Below are 13,644 nucleotides of genomic sequence, written 5' to 3' on the forward strand. Positions count from 1 at the left end.
AAACTTCTGCGATCGTGAGAAAACTGGAAGAAAAGTGACGTTTGCCTCTTGCCACAACCCCTCCCTCCCGCTAATATGCGTCCCCGTTGCTGCTGCAACATGCGTTCATAGCTCAGTTGGTTAGAGCACCACCTTGACATGGTGGGGGTCGTTGGTTCGAGTCCAATTGAACGCACCATAATGCGTTTATAGCTCAGTTGGTTAGAGCACCACCTTGACATGGTGGGGGTCGTTGGTTCGAGTCCAATTAAACGCACCATAATGCGTCCGTAGCTCAGTTGGTTAGAGCACCACCTTGACATGGTGGGGGTCGGTGGTTCGAGTCCACTCGGACGCACCATTTCACAATCTCGTGATATGGTGCCTGTTTTATCTCCCGCATTGAAACATCCGAAAATCACCCTCTTTCTGTAACCTCATTATTTTCTGACTTTTCTCAACTCATCTGCTAATAACGTTCAGTAACCGTTAAGTTATTCTCCACGGTTATGTAAAGTGACGTAAAGTCCTGCGCCAGGTCTGTCAGGAGTTTATTAACGCAACGGCTCTGGATATATCTTCTCGCTAATAAAAATCTTTCGTTAGATCATAACCCGTTATGCTGACATTCATTCAAAACAAGCGAAACGGTTACCGTTATGTAATTCAGAATATTTCAAAAAAATATCCCCAGCAAGCGGTTTGACTGTTCGTAAATAACAGCTAAATTTAATTCCTGAACGACAACGGATACGTATCCAAATCGTATCTTCCTGACATAAAATCAACAGAGGTATGAAAATATGGCAGAACATCGTGGTGGTTCCGGTAATTTCGCTGAAGACCGTGATAAAGCATCTGAAGCTGGACGTAAAGGCGGTCAGCACAGCGGTGGGAACTTTAAAAACGATCCGCAACGTGCATCTGAAGCCGGTAAAAAAGGCGGACAAAATAGTCATGGTGGCGGACGTAAATCTGATAATTCCTGATTATTAATCGCCTCGTTCTCTTGTAAATAAAAGAGTATCCTGCGGGTCTGCGGACTCGCAGTTATTCTCCTGTGTAAAAGGTATTTCATATGAATATGAAAAGCATAGAAGACGTATTTATTCATCTTTTATCGGATACTTACAGCGCTGAAAAACAATTAACTCGCGGGCTGGCTAAATTGGCCAGGGCAGCGTCAAGCGAACAGCTCAGCGCCGCCTTCAAGGCCCACCTTGAAGAGACCCAGGGGCAGATTGAGCGTATCGATCAAATTGTCGAGCAAGAACCTGCCATCAAAATTAAGCGTATGAAATGTGTGGCGATGGAGGGGCTTATTGAAGAAGCTAACGAAGTCATCGAGAGCACAGAGAAAAATGAAGTGCGGGATGCTGCATTAATTGCCGCTGCGCAAAAGGTTGAGCATTATGAAATTGCCAGCTACGGTACTCTCGCCACCTTAGCAGAACAACTGGGTTATAAAAAAGCGGTTAAGCTTTTAGCGGAAACGTTAGAAGAAGAGAAATCAACCGACCTTAAATTAACTGACCTGGCGGTCGGCAATATTAATAAAGATGCACAAAATAAATAGCCAGATAATAACCCGATATTAAGGAGTTGATTATGAATCACCTTGAACATTATCACGACTGGCTACGCGATGCACATGCAATGGAAAAGCAAGCAGAATCCATGCTGGAATCCATGGCGGGCCGCATCGATAACTACCCGGACCTACGCAGTCGAATTCAACAGCACGTAACTGAAACCAAACGCCAAATTACCGTACTGGAGGAAATTCTCGACCGTAATAATATATCGCGTTCGGTACTGAAGGATTCAATGAGCAAAATGGCCGCCTTCGGGCAATCCATTGGCGGCATGTTCCCTTCCGATGAAATTGTTAAAGGGTCAATTAGCGGTTATGTCTTTGAGCAGTTTGAAATTGCCTGTTATACCTCCCTGCTTGCCGCTGCTAATAAAGCCGGCGACGTCGCATCGATCCCGGCCATCGAATCAATTCTTGCAGAGGAGCGGGCAATGGCCGACTGGCTGCTGAAGCATATCCCGCAAACAACGGAGGAGTTCCTTCTGCGATCTGAAGCCGAAGGCGTTGAAGCTAAGAAATAAGCAACAAGGATAAGAGCCTATGTTCCGACACGTTAAGCAACTTCAGTATACCGTAAGGGTCGCGGAGCCAAATCCGGGACTGGCGAACCTCCTTCTGGAACAATTCGGCGGCCCTCAGGGCGAGCTAGCCGCCGGGTAAATTACCGCCACTCCCTGAATACGCCAGCACCTACTACAATATGTCGTAGGGAGACGACATACGCGGGAGCTGGAATAGCGATCGGCACTTCGATTATGTCGCGGATCCGCAGCCTGCACCTGCAGTAGACGGCGGAAACGGGAGCGTCAGCGTCAGGCTAACAGCCGAGCAGAAGGCTCTGGTGAAAGCCATGGCGGAACGGATCGAATCCGCCCCCGATGGCGATCCTCTTACCGGCGCCGAGCTCGGCGAGGGTAAGGAAAAGCCTTAATCCTCGATAACCTGCTGTTAATCACTGCCCCCTGCTCGGTTCTGGGGGTTGTTATGTGATGGGGTCCGGATCATGTTTGAACTCGACGCGTTTAATCTGGCACGGCTGCAGTTCGCATTTACCGTCTCTTTTCATATTCTTTTCCCGGCAATTACCATCGGGCTTGCCAGCTATCTGGTGGTGCTGGAGGGGATGTGGCTGAGGACAAAAGACGACGTCTGGCGCTCATTGTATAATTTCTGGCTGAAAATTTTTGCCGTTAATTTCGGAATGGGCGTGGTTTCAGGCCTGGTCATGGCCTATCAATTCGGCACCAACTGGAGCGGCTTCTCGCAGTTTGCCGGTAGCATTACCGGTCCCCTGCTGCTTTACGAAGTCCTCACCGCTTTTTTTCTTGAAGCGGGTTTCTTAGGCGTCATGCTCTTTGGCTGGAATAAAGTTCCCCCAGGCCTGCACTTCTTCACCACCTGCATGGTGGCGCTGGGCACGCTGATGTCAACCTTCTGGATCCTCGCGTCCAATAGCTGGATGCAGACGCCGCAGGGTTTTACCATTGAAAACGGTCACATTATTCCGCAGGACTGGCTGGCGATTATCTTCAACCCCTCTTTCCCGTATCGCCTGTCGCACATGGCGATCGCCGCTTTTCTCAGCAGCGCGATGTTTGTCGGCGCCTCCGCCGCCTGGCATCTTCTTCGCGGCAACGATACGCCGGCGATACGCAAAATGTTCTCAATGGCGATGTGGATGGCCCTGCTGGTCGCGCCGGTCCAGGCCATCGTCGGCGATATGCACGGCCTCAACACGCTTGAACATCAGCCGGCAAAAATCGCTGCCATAGAAGGCCACTGGGAGAACAAACCCGGAGAAGCCACCCCACTGCTGCTGTTTGGCGTACCGGACATGGCGGAAGAGCGCACCAAATACGGCCTGGAGATCCCGGCGCTTGGCAGCCTGATCCTGACCCATAGCCTGAATAAGCAGGTCCCTGCCCTAAAAGATTTCCCGAAAGGGGATCGGCCAAATTCCCTTATCGTCTTCTGGTCGTTTCGCATCATGGTGGGTATGGGCGTGTTGATGATAGCCCTTGGCGTATGGAGCCTCTGGCTGCGCTATCGGCAGCGTCTTTATCACTCCCGCCCCTTTCAGTGGTCCGCGCTGGCGATGGGTCCAGCGGGGCTGCTAGCGCTGTTGGCCGGCTGGATCACGACCGAAGCGGGACGCCAGCCCTGGGTTATCTATGGTTTTTTACGCACCCGGGACGCAGTCTCCCTGCATAGCACAGCGCAAATGGTCGTCAGCCTGCTGGTCTTTATCATTGTTTACTGTTCGGTCTTCGGCGTCGGTTATTACTATATTATCCGGCTGATTAAAAAAGGGCCGCAGCCCGTCAGCGAATTAACGTCGTCAACCTCCGGCACGCCGGCGCGCCCCCTTTCCGCCGCAGAAGCCGTGCCTGAAGAGGAGAAAAGCTAATGGGCATCGATATTCCCGTGATCTGGTTTGTCATCATTGTGTTTGCCACCCTGATGTATATCGTGATGGACGGCTTCGATCTGGGTATTGGCATGGTATTCAGCTTTGTCCCCAACGCCTCCGAGCGCGACGTGATGATGAACAGCGTCGCCCCGGTATGGGACGGTAATGAGACCTGGCTGGTGCTGGGCGGCGCGGGGCTATTCGGCGCCTTTCCGCTGGCCTACGCCGTGATCGCCGATGCGCTGACGATTCCGCTTACCGCTATGCTAATTGGTCTGATCTTTCGCGGCGTGGCCTTTGAGTTTCGCTTTAAGTCCACCCCCTCTCATCAAAAGTTCTGGGATTACTCTTTTGTCGGCGGCTCGTTGTTGGCCACCTTTAGCCAGGGGATCGTCGTGGGTGCGGTCATTAGCGGCTTTGACGTTGCCGACCGCAGGTTCATCGGCTCCGCGCTGGACTGGTTGACGCCCTTCAACCTGTTCTGCGGTGTAGGGCTGGTAGTGGCTTATACGCTGCTTGGCACGACCTGGCTGATTATGAAAAGCGAAGGCGCGCTGCAGCAGCGTATGCGCGACCTGACTCGCCATACGCTACTGGCTCTGCTGGCGGTCATCGCCGTGGTCAGCGTCTGGACGCCGCTGGGCTGGCATTCCGTTGCTGAACGCTGGTTTACCCTGCCCAATTTCTACTGGTTTGTGCCCGTCCCCATTCTGGTTCTCGTCTTTAGCCTGTGGCTCTGGCGCCTGAGCGCTAACCCCGACAGTCATGCCCGTCCTTTCCTCCTGACGCTTGGGCTCATTTTTCTCGGCTTCAGCGGTCTGGGTATCAGTTTGTGGCCCAATATCATTCCACCGCATATCACGCTGTGGGAGGCTTCCGCGCCGCCAGCCAGCCAGCTCTTTATGCTGGTAGGCACCCTGCTCATCATTCCGGTGATTTTGGTTTACACCGCATGGAGCTACTACGTGTTCCGCGGCAAAGTTTCCGGAAATGAAGGCTATCACTGAGGTACGCTATGGCTGACTGGCATACACGGGCCATTATCTATCAGATTGATTCCGCCCTCTTTTACGATTTCAACGGCGATGGCTGCGGCGATATCGCCGGGATTACGGCCAAGCTGCGCTATATTCGCCGGATGGGCGCGACAGTAATCTGGATAACCCCCTTCTACCTGACGCCATTTCTGGATGAAGGTTACGATGTCAGCGACCACCTGCAGGTCGATCCGCGATTTGGTCAACTGGCGGATATCATCGCCTTTATCGAGCAGGCCCGCGAATTAGGGATGCAGGTCATTATTGAACTGCTGATTCAGCACACCTCGGACGTTCATCCGTGGTTTCAACAGGCGCGCCGCAGCCGCAGTTCGCCGTTTCGCGACTATTATCTGTGGGCGGATAGCGACGATGACGATACGCCACCGATGTTTCCCGGCGTCGAAGAGAGCATCTGGACGTGGGATGAAGAAGCCGGGCAATATTTTCGCCATATGTTTTATCGTCACGAACCCGATCTCAATCTGGCCTCGCCTGCCGTTATTAAAGAGGTCGAAAATATCATTATCTTTTGGCTGAAGCTGGGGGTTTCCGGCTTCCGTCTGGATGCAGCTGCGCATCTCACAAAGCAGGCCGGACGCGGCGAGGAGAAACGGGGGCTGTGGATCCTGGAACATCTGCGCCGACTGATCGAACGGCATAACCCGCAGGCCATTCTGCTGGGCGAAGTTGACGTTGACGTCGAACAGTACCGCGACTATTTCGGCGACAATAACCGGCTTAACATGGTGCTTAACTTCTGGTTGAACAAATACTTTTACGTCAGTCTCGCCAGCCAGAACGCGCGCCCGCTGATTAACGCAATAAAGAAAACCATCGTCCCTCCCGACGCCTGCTGCTTCGCCAACTGGTTGCGTAATCATGATGAGCTGGATCTGGAGGGTATCGGCAACAAGAACAAGCAGACCGTGCTGGAGGCCTTCGCGCCGGATGAAAAGATGAACGTTTATCAGCGCGGCATTCGCCGTCGGCTCGCGCCAATGCTAAACGGCAATCGGCAGCGGCTGGCGTTCTGCCACGCCGTGCTGTTTTCGCTGCCCGGCGTACCGATCATGCGTTATGGGGATGAGATCGGCATGGGTGACGATCTGGCGCTGGAAGAGCGGTACGCGGTACGTACGCCGATGCAGTGGGCCGGTTCAGCCGGCGGCGGCTTCTCCGCAGCCGACCCCGATACCTTTGTTGCCCCCATGATTGACCGGGGCCCGTTTCGCTATCAGAAAGTCAACGTGGCTGCTTCCCTGCTGCACCGCCATTCCCTCCTGCATCGCATAATTGATATCGCCAATACGCGTTCCGAGTTCCCGGAAATCGCCGTTGCCCCTTTCCGCATCATTAGCACCGATAATCAGGCGATCCTGGCGATTTGCTACGATGATCGCGAGCGTAGCGTCATCACTTTGCTTAATTTCAGTGAAAAAGCGCAGCGCTTTACCGCGAAAGGGATCGACGAAGCGGTCTGGACGCCCTGCCTGGCCGACAAAACCTACGCTGACGCGCTTATCCCCGGCAAGCGCGTTGAGCTGGAGATTAGCGCGTATGGCTACCGCTGGTTCTGGACCAACAGCAGCGCGCTGCGTTAGCGGTGTTTGCGCGAGGTCAACCATCTTGCCAGGAGCAAACCGACCGCCGCCGCGCCGCCCAGCAGCGCTTTTCCCGGCACGCCGGAGGTAATGGCAGTGGCGCGATATTTCGCCTCGGAGGAAAAACGGCCGTGCGTTTTATGTAGTCCCCTGACCGGTTGTTCAAGGTAGTCCTGACGGTCGTCAGCGTTCAAATGGCGTGTCATTTGCCCTTCCCATGCTTTTTTGACCATCAGCCTGTCAAGCAAGCCGGGGAAAAGAAATTGCCCCACAATCGACTGGATAGTGCTGCTCCCCACCCAAAGTTCACGTACGGGCCTGCGCGCGACGTTGAAAATAGCCTGGGCGGCCACTTCCGGCTGAAATACCGGCGGCACCGGGCGCATCGCCCAGGCGAACTTATTGCGCGCCCACTCAAACTGCGGCGTATTCAGCCCCGGCATCTGCACCATGGCAATGCTCACGCCGCTATTTTCATGCATCAGTTCGGTACGAACCGCATCGGTAAAGCCGCGAATCGCGGCCTTCGCTCCGCAGTAGGCGGATTGTAGCGGAATAGAGCGATAGGCCAGCGCGGAGCCGACCTGGATAATCACCCCGCGATCGCGGGGCGTCATGAGCGCCAGCGCGGCGCGAGTCCCGTTGACGTAGCCCAGATAGGTGACCTCCGTGACCCGCACAAATTCGTCGTGGGTCATCGCCCGGAAAGGCGCCAGCACCGCGCACATCGCGTTATTGACCCACACGTCGATCGCCCCGAGTCGATTTTCAATTTCGCCGGCGGCCGCCAGCAGCGCATCGGCATGGGCCACATCAGCCTCGACGGTATGAACCCGAACGCCATAGCGAAGGAGCTCGCGTTTCGTCGCTTCAAGGCTCCGATCATCGCGGGCAATAATGCCGACGTCATAGCCTGCCTGCGCAAAGCGCAGGGCCGTAGCTTTGCCGACTCCCGCAGTACCACCAGTGATCGCCATGACTGCCATACAAACCTCCGCAATAAGGGTGTGTTATGCGCTCTGCCAGCCGGGCAGCTTTTCCATCAGCATCGCCAGCGAATAGCGCACGGCTTTTTCCACCACGTCCTGGCACTCGCCGGAAAACAGCGTCTTATGCGCGTCGATTTCGCCGCGAAAGTTCCATGCGAACCACACGGTGCCCGCAGGCGTCCCGTCATCGCCGCCGTCAGGCCCCGCGTATCCGCTAATGGCGATGCTGATATCCGCCCCGGAACGCGCTAGCGCTCCCGTCGACATCTCTTCAACGGTTTGACGGCTAACGGCGCTATACTTTTCCAGCGTCGACGCGTTGACGTCGAGAAGCTGTTGTTTCGCCCGATCGCTAAAAGTGATTAAGCCAATATCGTAAAATGCGGCCGTATCCGCTTCCGCGCACAGCGCTGCCGCCAGGCTACCGCCGGTGCATGACTCCGCGGTGGTTAAGCGTAAACGACGGTCAATCAGCGCGCTGGCGACCTGTTTGGTCAGCTCGCCGGTGGTTTTCGCCTGGTTGTAAGGGTTATTTGACATAAAAAGACCTTTTTAACTCTCTGCAGGAATAATAGAAATGTGGCCATTCCTTTCCAGTATGGCATATTTGATTTTACTTAATTCCGTAATCCCCTGATTCTGCCGGGCAGCGACCAGAATATCATCGCAGGAAACGTCCACTTTTTTCAGCTTATCAATTAACGGAACGCCATTTTCGACCAATATAACCGGGCAACCATCGAGCGCTGATTCCGCGCCCACCGTATATTTTTTCATTAATCCGAAAAGCATATCCACCACCACCAGCGTCATTATCGTCAGCATCGCGCCGGTCACCGAAAAATCGTTTCCCAACAGCGCCTGCTGTGTGGCCTCGCTGATAATAAGCAACAGAATCAGGTCAAAACTGGTCATTTGTAACAGCGCCCGGCGGCCGGCAATTTTAAACACCACCAGCAAAATTAAATACATCGCTAACGCTCGCAAGACCATCTCCATCGCGTCCTCCTAAGGGTAAATAAATTGCCAGAAGCGGATTTCGGGTTCGCCGTTTAGCTGTAAAGAGTGGTTCGACTTTCCCGGGCTGGTCGGCGTAACGTAAAGCCATACAGAAAAATTACTCATACTTTTCAGATGATTATATACAAGAAACAGCCGATCGTTCTGGCTGTACATCCGATCCGGCCGGGGCCAGATGCTGCCGGGTTCAAAGGAAGCATTAAAATCACCGCCGAGGCTAAAAATATATTTATCGGCGACGCGGGGCCGAGCAGTAATTTTTAGTCTGAATTCGGTTTGTAAACGGCCAAATCGCTCATAGGTCACCGTTAAATTACCCTGCGCGTTTGTTTTTTCAGCCGTGCTGAAATAGCCGCCCGAAAAAATTCCCAACAACGCCGCCAGAATTATCCCTAATAATATCCCCAGACCATATTTTCGGGCAGCACATTCAAATTTAAGAAAAAATTCGCTCTCTTTTATCCCAGGCAACCTCTCTTTTTCACTTGCCATTCTTCACCTCGCCGTTGCGCTTATTATCGGGGCGCCAGTTTAAGGAATAGCAAGCCCACTTAATATGTCAAGTTCGTCACGGTTACCCGGATTAATAGCATGGGACATCCCGCTTGTTATTCATAGAACGTCACCAGGCAGCCATGATTGCAACCGGAGGGGTATATCGCGTTAGCGAAGCGGGAATAAGGATCCGAATCGCAAGCTTAACCCCTCTCATCCACAGCGCTTTGCGCGCGACGCGGAGAGCGTATCGTTAACTTTCTTGTGAGTCAGATCATGTTTTACAAAAAGGCGGTTGACCCGAACCCTGAGCAAAAATATTTTATGCTCATGTGATATCGATTTCATAACTACCATGGCAACCATAAAAGACGTCGCTGTAAAAGCCGGTCTGTCGGTCACGACGGTATCCCGCTTCCTGAACAATCATCCTTATATCTCTGAAGATAAAAAGGAAAAAATCCTCGCAGCCATGAAAGAGCTGGATTACGAGCCGAGCACCGTCGCACAGCAGATGCGCGGCGTGAAAACCCACCGCATTGGCGTGCTTATCTCCAGGATAACCAACCCGTTTTTTGCCAGCCTGGTCGACGCCCTTGAAGTCACGGCGCGAAAAAACGGCTATTCAGTGCTGATCGTCCAGAACCACAATAGCGCGGGCGAAGAAGAAAACTGTCTCGACCTGCTGAAGAAAAAAATTATCGACGGCCTTATCTTGTGCGCCGTCGAAAGTGATAAAGACGTTATTGAGCAATATCAGAAATATGGCCCGATCCTGCTGTGCAACACCAGCATCGATGACACCACTCTACCTGTGGTCAGAATGAACGATGAACTGGCGACCTATAACGCGGTCAGCTGGCTGCTGCACAAAGGTTATAAAAGAATCGCCTACTCTACCGGCGGCGCATTCCAGCAAAAGGGCCACGGCAGCAGAAGAAACCGCGGCTTTATTGCCGCCATGCAGCAAGGGCAGCAGTCCATTGACGAGCGGCTGATTTTCCGCCACGTCCATACCTGGCGCGACGGGCAGCGTCTGGCCGAGCAAATTCTACAAATGGCTAAAGGCGAGCGCCCTGACGCGATTTTCGCCGGTAGCGATGAGGTTGCCTGCGGCGTGATCTCCGCGCTGACAGCGAAAGGGGTGAGCATTCCCGGAGAACTGGCGGTAATGGGCTTTGATAACCTCCCCGTGGCCGAAATGGTCCCTACTCCGCTCACCACCGTTAGCCAACCTATCGAGCAACTAGGTCGCATATCCGTGGAACGCCTGCTGGCCCTGATTAACCACACGCAATATCGCTATGACGAGGAAGACCTGAAATCAGAGCTGGTTATCAGGGCCTCCGCATAATTTTTTTCACTCAATATGGTATCGATTTCATACTCAGGAGAAATAATGAATCAATCACAAAAAGGCGCATGGTGGAAAGAAGCCGTGATTTATCAGGTGTACCCAAAAAGCTTCTATGACAGCAATAACGACGGCGTGGGCGACATTCGGGGCATTATCGCCAAACTGCCGTATCTTAAAACGCTTGGTATCACCATGATATGGGTTTCGCCGTTCTACCGCTCGCCGGATGCGGATAACGGCTACGATATCGCGGACTACTACGCGGTGAATCCCGATTTAGGCCAGATGCAGGATGTGGACGACCTGATTGCAGAGGCTGGCGAGCTGGGAATTGCGGTGATGGTCGATCTGGTGGTCAACCATACCAGCGATGAGCACCGCTGGTTTCAGGCCGCGCTGGCCGACCCTCAATCGAAATATCGTGATTACTACATCTTTAAACCCGCCGTGGCGGGAGGCGCGCCAAATAACTGGCGATCGATTTTTGGCGGCAGCGCATGGGAAAAAGTGGCTGGCGAAGAGAACTACTATCTGCACGTTTTTCATAAAAAGCAGCCAGACCTCAACTGGGAAAACCCGCAGCTGCGCGAGGAAATCTACGCCATGATTAACTGGTGGCTGGATAAAGGCATCGCTGGTTTTCGCATCGACGCCATTACCTTTATTAAAAAGGATCAGGACTATGCCTCTCTGCCCGCAGACGGTATTGATGGTCTGGTATCTATTAAAAGTAAATCGCGCAATCGTCCGGGTATTGAACGGTTCCTTAATGAGCTAAAAGCACGCACCTTCAATCGCCGCCGCTGCGTAACCGTGGGCGAGGCGCCGGGCGTCCCCCTGGAAGAGTACGCCAGCTATATTGGGCCCGACGGCTACTTCAATATGATTTTCGATTTTCACGCTGCCGATATCGACGTCGAAAACGGTTCGGAATGGTTTAAACAGCGCAGCTGGAGCGTTCGAGAATTCAGAGAAGCGCTCTTTGCCAGCCAGCGCGCCTTTTGTCAGGCAGGCTGGGGAACAACGTTTATTGAAAACCACGACCAGCCACGCGCGCTGTCCAAGCTTATCCGCGACGCTGATTATCAGAATGATGTCGGCGCCACGGCGCTGGCCGCGATGTATTTTTTTATGCAGGGGACGCCATTTATTTATCAGGGCCAGGAGCTGGGGATGAAAAATTTCCGCCGGCAATCGATCGACGAGTTTGACGATATTTCCAGTATTGATAATTACTATCGCTCCCTGGCGGAAGGTTTCTCAGAAGAGCAGGCGCTGGGTTTTATCAACCAGCGCTCCCGCGACAATTCGCGAACCCCTTTTCCGTGGTCGAAGAGCCCCAACGGCGGATTTAACCAGGGTGCACAACCCTGGCTGGCGTTTTCCTCAACCGACTTCAGCGTCAACGCGCAAAGCCAGATAAACGATGCACAATCGGTATTCTCGTTTTACCGGACCATCATTGCCTTGCGAAATAGGCACTATCCGCAGGCGCTGATCTATGGTTCATTCGCCGCCATTGAGGAGGTTGACGATCGTATCGTTGCTTACGAACGGACAACGGAGACAGAGCGTTTCATCTCGATAACCAATTTGAGCGCGCAACCTCTGCCTTTTACGCTCCCGGCAGGTGAGATTGTCCTCAATAATTATGCCGACGCTGGCGCAACCCTGAAACCCTATCAAACCATTCTCGTTAAGGAATGAGTTAAATATGAACAAATATAAAAATATCGCCATTGAGATCGTAAATACCATCGGCAAGGAAAACATTGCCTCCGCAACCCACTGCGCCACGCGATTACGTTTGCAGGTTAAAGATCGGCAGAAAATTGATGACGATAGAATCCGCAATATTAGCGAAGTCAAAGGCGTATTTTTTAATTCAGGCCAGTATCAGATAATCCTTGGAACCGGGATCGTTAATAAAGTTTATCAGGAATTTGTCAACGAATACCAGGTGGCCGAAATCAGCAAGGACGAAATGACGAAGCAGAGTACGGGCCGGTTACAGCGGGGAATTCGCAATTTATCGGATGTCTTCGTGCCGATTGTCCCGGTCCTCGGGGCCACCGGTCTGTTTCTTGGCCTGAAGGGGGTCATTTTTAACGATACCGTCCAGGCGTGGTTTGGCGGCAGCGTCCATGAGATCCCGGCAGCTCTGCAAACGCTGACCACGGTGCTCTGCGACACCGCTTTCGCTTTTCTGGCAGCGTTTATTTGCTGGTCGGCGTTTAAGAAATTTGGCGGGACGCCGATTATCGGTTTTTTAATCGGCCTGATGCTGGTCTCCCCTGCGCTGCCCAACGCCTACGACGTCGCCTACGGCCACAGCAGCCCGATTTATGTGTTTGGCTTTATTCCGCTGGTGGGCTATCAGGGGTCTATTTTAACCGCCCTGCTCACCGGCATTATTGGCGCAAAGCTGGAAATTTTCTTCCGCAGGGTAATGCCGAACTCAATGGATCTGATTTTCACGCCGTTTATCGTCATCCTGATCGCGGTGGCCATCGCGCTGCTGGTTTTAGGGCCGCTGGTACATGGTTTTGAACACTATGCGGTGATGGCTATCCAGCAGTTTCTGACCCTACCTGCGGGTATCGGCGGTTTGTTAATCGGCTTTATCTATCCGATTGCCGTGATGACCGGGATGCACCATATGTTTATTATGATCGAAACCTCGCTCATTGCCGGCACCGGGTTTAACCCGTTGATTACGGTGTGCGCGATGTATGGGTTTGCCAACGCCGCCGTGTGTCTGGCTATTTCGGTGAAAGCGAAAAATGTCGCGTTTAAAACCGCCGGTATTTCCGCCACTCTGACCCAGCTATTAGGCGTTTCAGAACCGGCTTTATTCGGTATTGTGATGCAGTCCGGACTCCGCGCAATTATGGTGATGCTCGCCAGTTCAGCACTGGGCGGCATGGTCCTGTCGCTGCTATCGATTAAAGCCAACTCTTACGGCCTGGCAGTGCTGCTGTCGCCGCTGATGTATCTCTACGATCGCTATCAGTTTATTACCTATATCACCGTCGGGATCGCCGTCTTTATCTTTGCCTTTATAATGACTTTCATTTTTGTCAAAACCAATAAACCCACCAAAGAGGCGTAAAAACTAATACAGCCCGAAAAATAATTTAATACCCGATTAAACCACCC

General features: G+C 52.9%; 14 protein-coding genes, 3 tRNA genes and 1 pseudogene. 14 read left to right on the forward strand and 4 right to left on the reverse strand.

The genetic code is table 11. The features are described from left to right. Window positions 1-101: 101 nt before the first annotated feature. From KCG39_RS06855 to KCG39_RS06900, 11 genes and pseudogenes are all read left to right on the forward strand, one after another. Window positions 102-178, forward strand: a tRNA-Val gene (locus KCG39_RS06855). A gap of 4 nt (window positions 179-182) precedes the next feature. Further along, window positions 183-259 (forward strand) — tRNA-Val (locus KCG39_RS06860). A gap of 4 nt (window positions 260-263) precedes the next feature. After that, window positions 264-340 (forward strand) — tRNA-Val (locus tag KCG39_RS06865). Between the two features lie 442 nt (window positions 341-782). Beyond that, window positions 783-968, forward strand: coding sequence for a con-10 family general stress protein (locus KCG39_RS06870; protein WP_004136767.1), 186 nt, complete (start codon window positions 783-785; stop codon window positions 966-968). Between the two features lie 89 nt (window positions 969-1,057). Then, window positions 1,058-1,555 carry a YciE/YciF ferroxidase family protein gene (locus KCG39_RS06875; protein ID WP_004119447.1) on the forward strand — a complete coding sequence of 166 codons (498 nt, stop codon included), beginning with the start codon at window positions 1,058-1,060 and terminating at the stop codon, window positions 1,553-1,555. A gap of 32 nt (window positions 1,556-1,587) precedes the next feature. Continuing rightward, entirely contained in the window at window positions 1,588-2,094 is a 507-nt protein-coding gene (locus KCG39_RS06880; RefSeq protein ID WP_004119445.1) for a ferritin-like domain-containing protein, read from the forward strand. A gap of 19 nt (window positions 2,095-2,113) precedes the next feature. Then, a complete protein-coding gene (locus KCG39_RS28060) occupies window positions 2,114-2,233 on the forward strand; it encodes a manganese catalase family protein (protein WP_075208535.1) in 120 nt (39 codons plus the stop codon). Then, a pseudogene (locus tag KCG39_RS06885) lies at window positions 2,223-2,504 on the forward strand (manganese catalase family protein); the annotation flags it as partial. The gene KCG39_RS28060 and the pseudogene KCG39_RS06885, both read left to right, overlap by 11 nt. A 72-nt stretch (window positions 2,505-2,576) precedes the next feature. After that, entirely contained in the window at window positions 2,577-3,980 is a 1,404-nt protein-coding gene (locus KCG39_RS06890; RefSeq protein ID WP_211811574.1) for a cytochrome ubiquinol oxidase subunit I, read from the forward strand. Continuing rightward, a complete protein-coding gene (gene cydB / locus KCG39_RS06895) occupies window positions 3,980-4,990 on the forward strand; it encodes a cytochrome d ubiquinol oxidase subunit II (RefSeq protein ID WP_087828206.1) in 1,011 nt (336 codons plus the stop codon). The genes KCG39_RS06890 and cydB overlap by 1 nt, the downstream gene beginning before the upstream one ends. A gap of 8 nt (window positions 4,991-4,998) precedes the next feature. Next, entirely contained in the window at window positions 4,999-6,624 is a 1,626-nt protein-coding gene (locus tag KCG39_RS06900) for an alpha-amylase family protein (RefSeq protein ID WP_142468148.1), read from the forward strand. Here the strand turns inward: KCG39_RS06900 and KCG39_RS06905 are convergent. The 4 genes from KCG39_RS06905 to KCG39_RS06920 are packed head-to-tail and all read right to left on the reverse strand — an operon-like array spanning window position 6,621 to window position 9,125. Then, on the reverse strand, window positions 6,621-7,610 hold the full coding sequence (locus KCG39_RS06905) for an SDR family oxidoreductase (protein WP_004119433.1): 990 nt from the start codon (window positions 7,608-7,610) through the stop codon (window positions 6,621-6,623). The two genes, KCG39_RS06900 and KCG39_RS06905, sit on opposite strands and share 4 nt — an antisense overlap. Before the next feature lie 24 nt (window positions 7,611-7,634). Continuing rightward, window positions 7,635-8,153 carry a 2-oxo-tetronate isomerase gene (locus KCG39_RS06910; protein ID WP_004119430.1) on the reverse strand — a complete coding sequence of 173 codons (519 nt, stop codon included), beginning with the start codon at window positions 8,151-8,153 and terminating at the stop codon, window positions 7,635-7,637. A gap of 12 nt (window positions 8,154-8,165) precedes the next feature. After that, entirely contained in the window at window positions 8,166-8,612 is a 447-nt protein-coding gene (locus KCG39_RS06915) for a DUF421 domain-containing protein (RefSeq protein ID WP_049113549.1), read from the reverse strand. Window positions 8,613-8,621: 9 nt separating this feature from the next. Next, on the reverse strand, window positions 8,622-9,125 hold the full coding sequence (locus KCG39_RS06920) for a hypothetical protein (RefSeq protein ID WP_004119423.1): 504 nt from the start codon (window positions 9,123-9,125) through the stop codon (window positions 8,622-8,624). Between the two features lie 358 nt (window positions 9,126-9,483). On the opposite strand from KCG39_RS06920, the gene KCG39_RS06925 reads away from it, so the two are divergent. The 3 genes from KCG39_RS06925 to KCG39_RS06935 are packed head-to-tail and all read left to right on the forward strand — an operon-like array spanning window position 9,484 to window position 13,597. Beyond that, window positions 9,484-10,482, forward strand: a complete 999-nt coding sequence (locus KCG39_RS06925) for a LacI family DNA-binding transcriptional regulator (protein WP_004119421.1) — start codon at window positions 9,484-9,486, stop codon at window positions 10,480-10,482. A gap of 45 nt (window positions 10,483-10,527) precedes the next feature. Then, complete coding sequence (locus tag KCG39_RS06930) at window positions 10,528-12,192, forward strand: glycoside hydrolase family 13 protein (protein ID WP_142468150.1); 1,665 nt, start codon at window positions 10,528-10,530, stop codon at window positions 12,190-12,192. Between the two features lie 7 nt (window positions 12,193-12,199). Next, window positions 12,200-13,597, forward strand: coding sequence for a PTS transporter subunit EIIC (locus KCG39_RS06935; RefSeq protein ID WP_049113548.1), 1,398 nt, complete (start codon window positions 12,200-12,202; stop codon window positions 13,595-13,597). Window positions 13,598-13,644 lie beyond the last annotated feature (47 nt).

Origin of the sequence: Klebsiella pasteurii (assembly GCF_018139045.1) — a bacterium.
In the GTDB taxonomy this organism is placed as follows: Bacteria; Pseudomonadota; Gammaproteobacteria; order Enterobacterales; family Enterobacteriaceae; genus Klebsiella; species Klebsiella grimontii.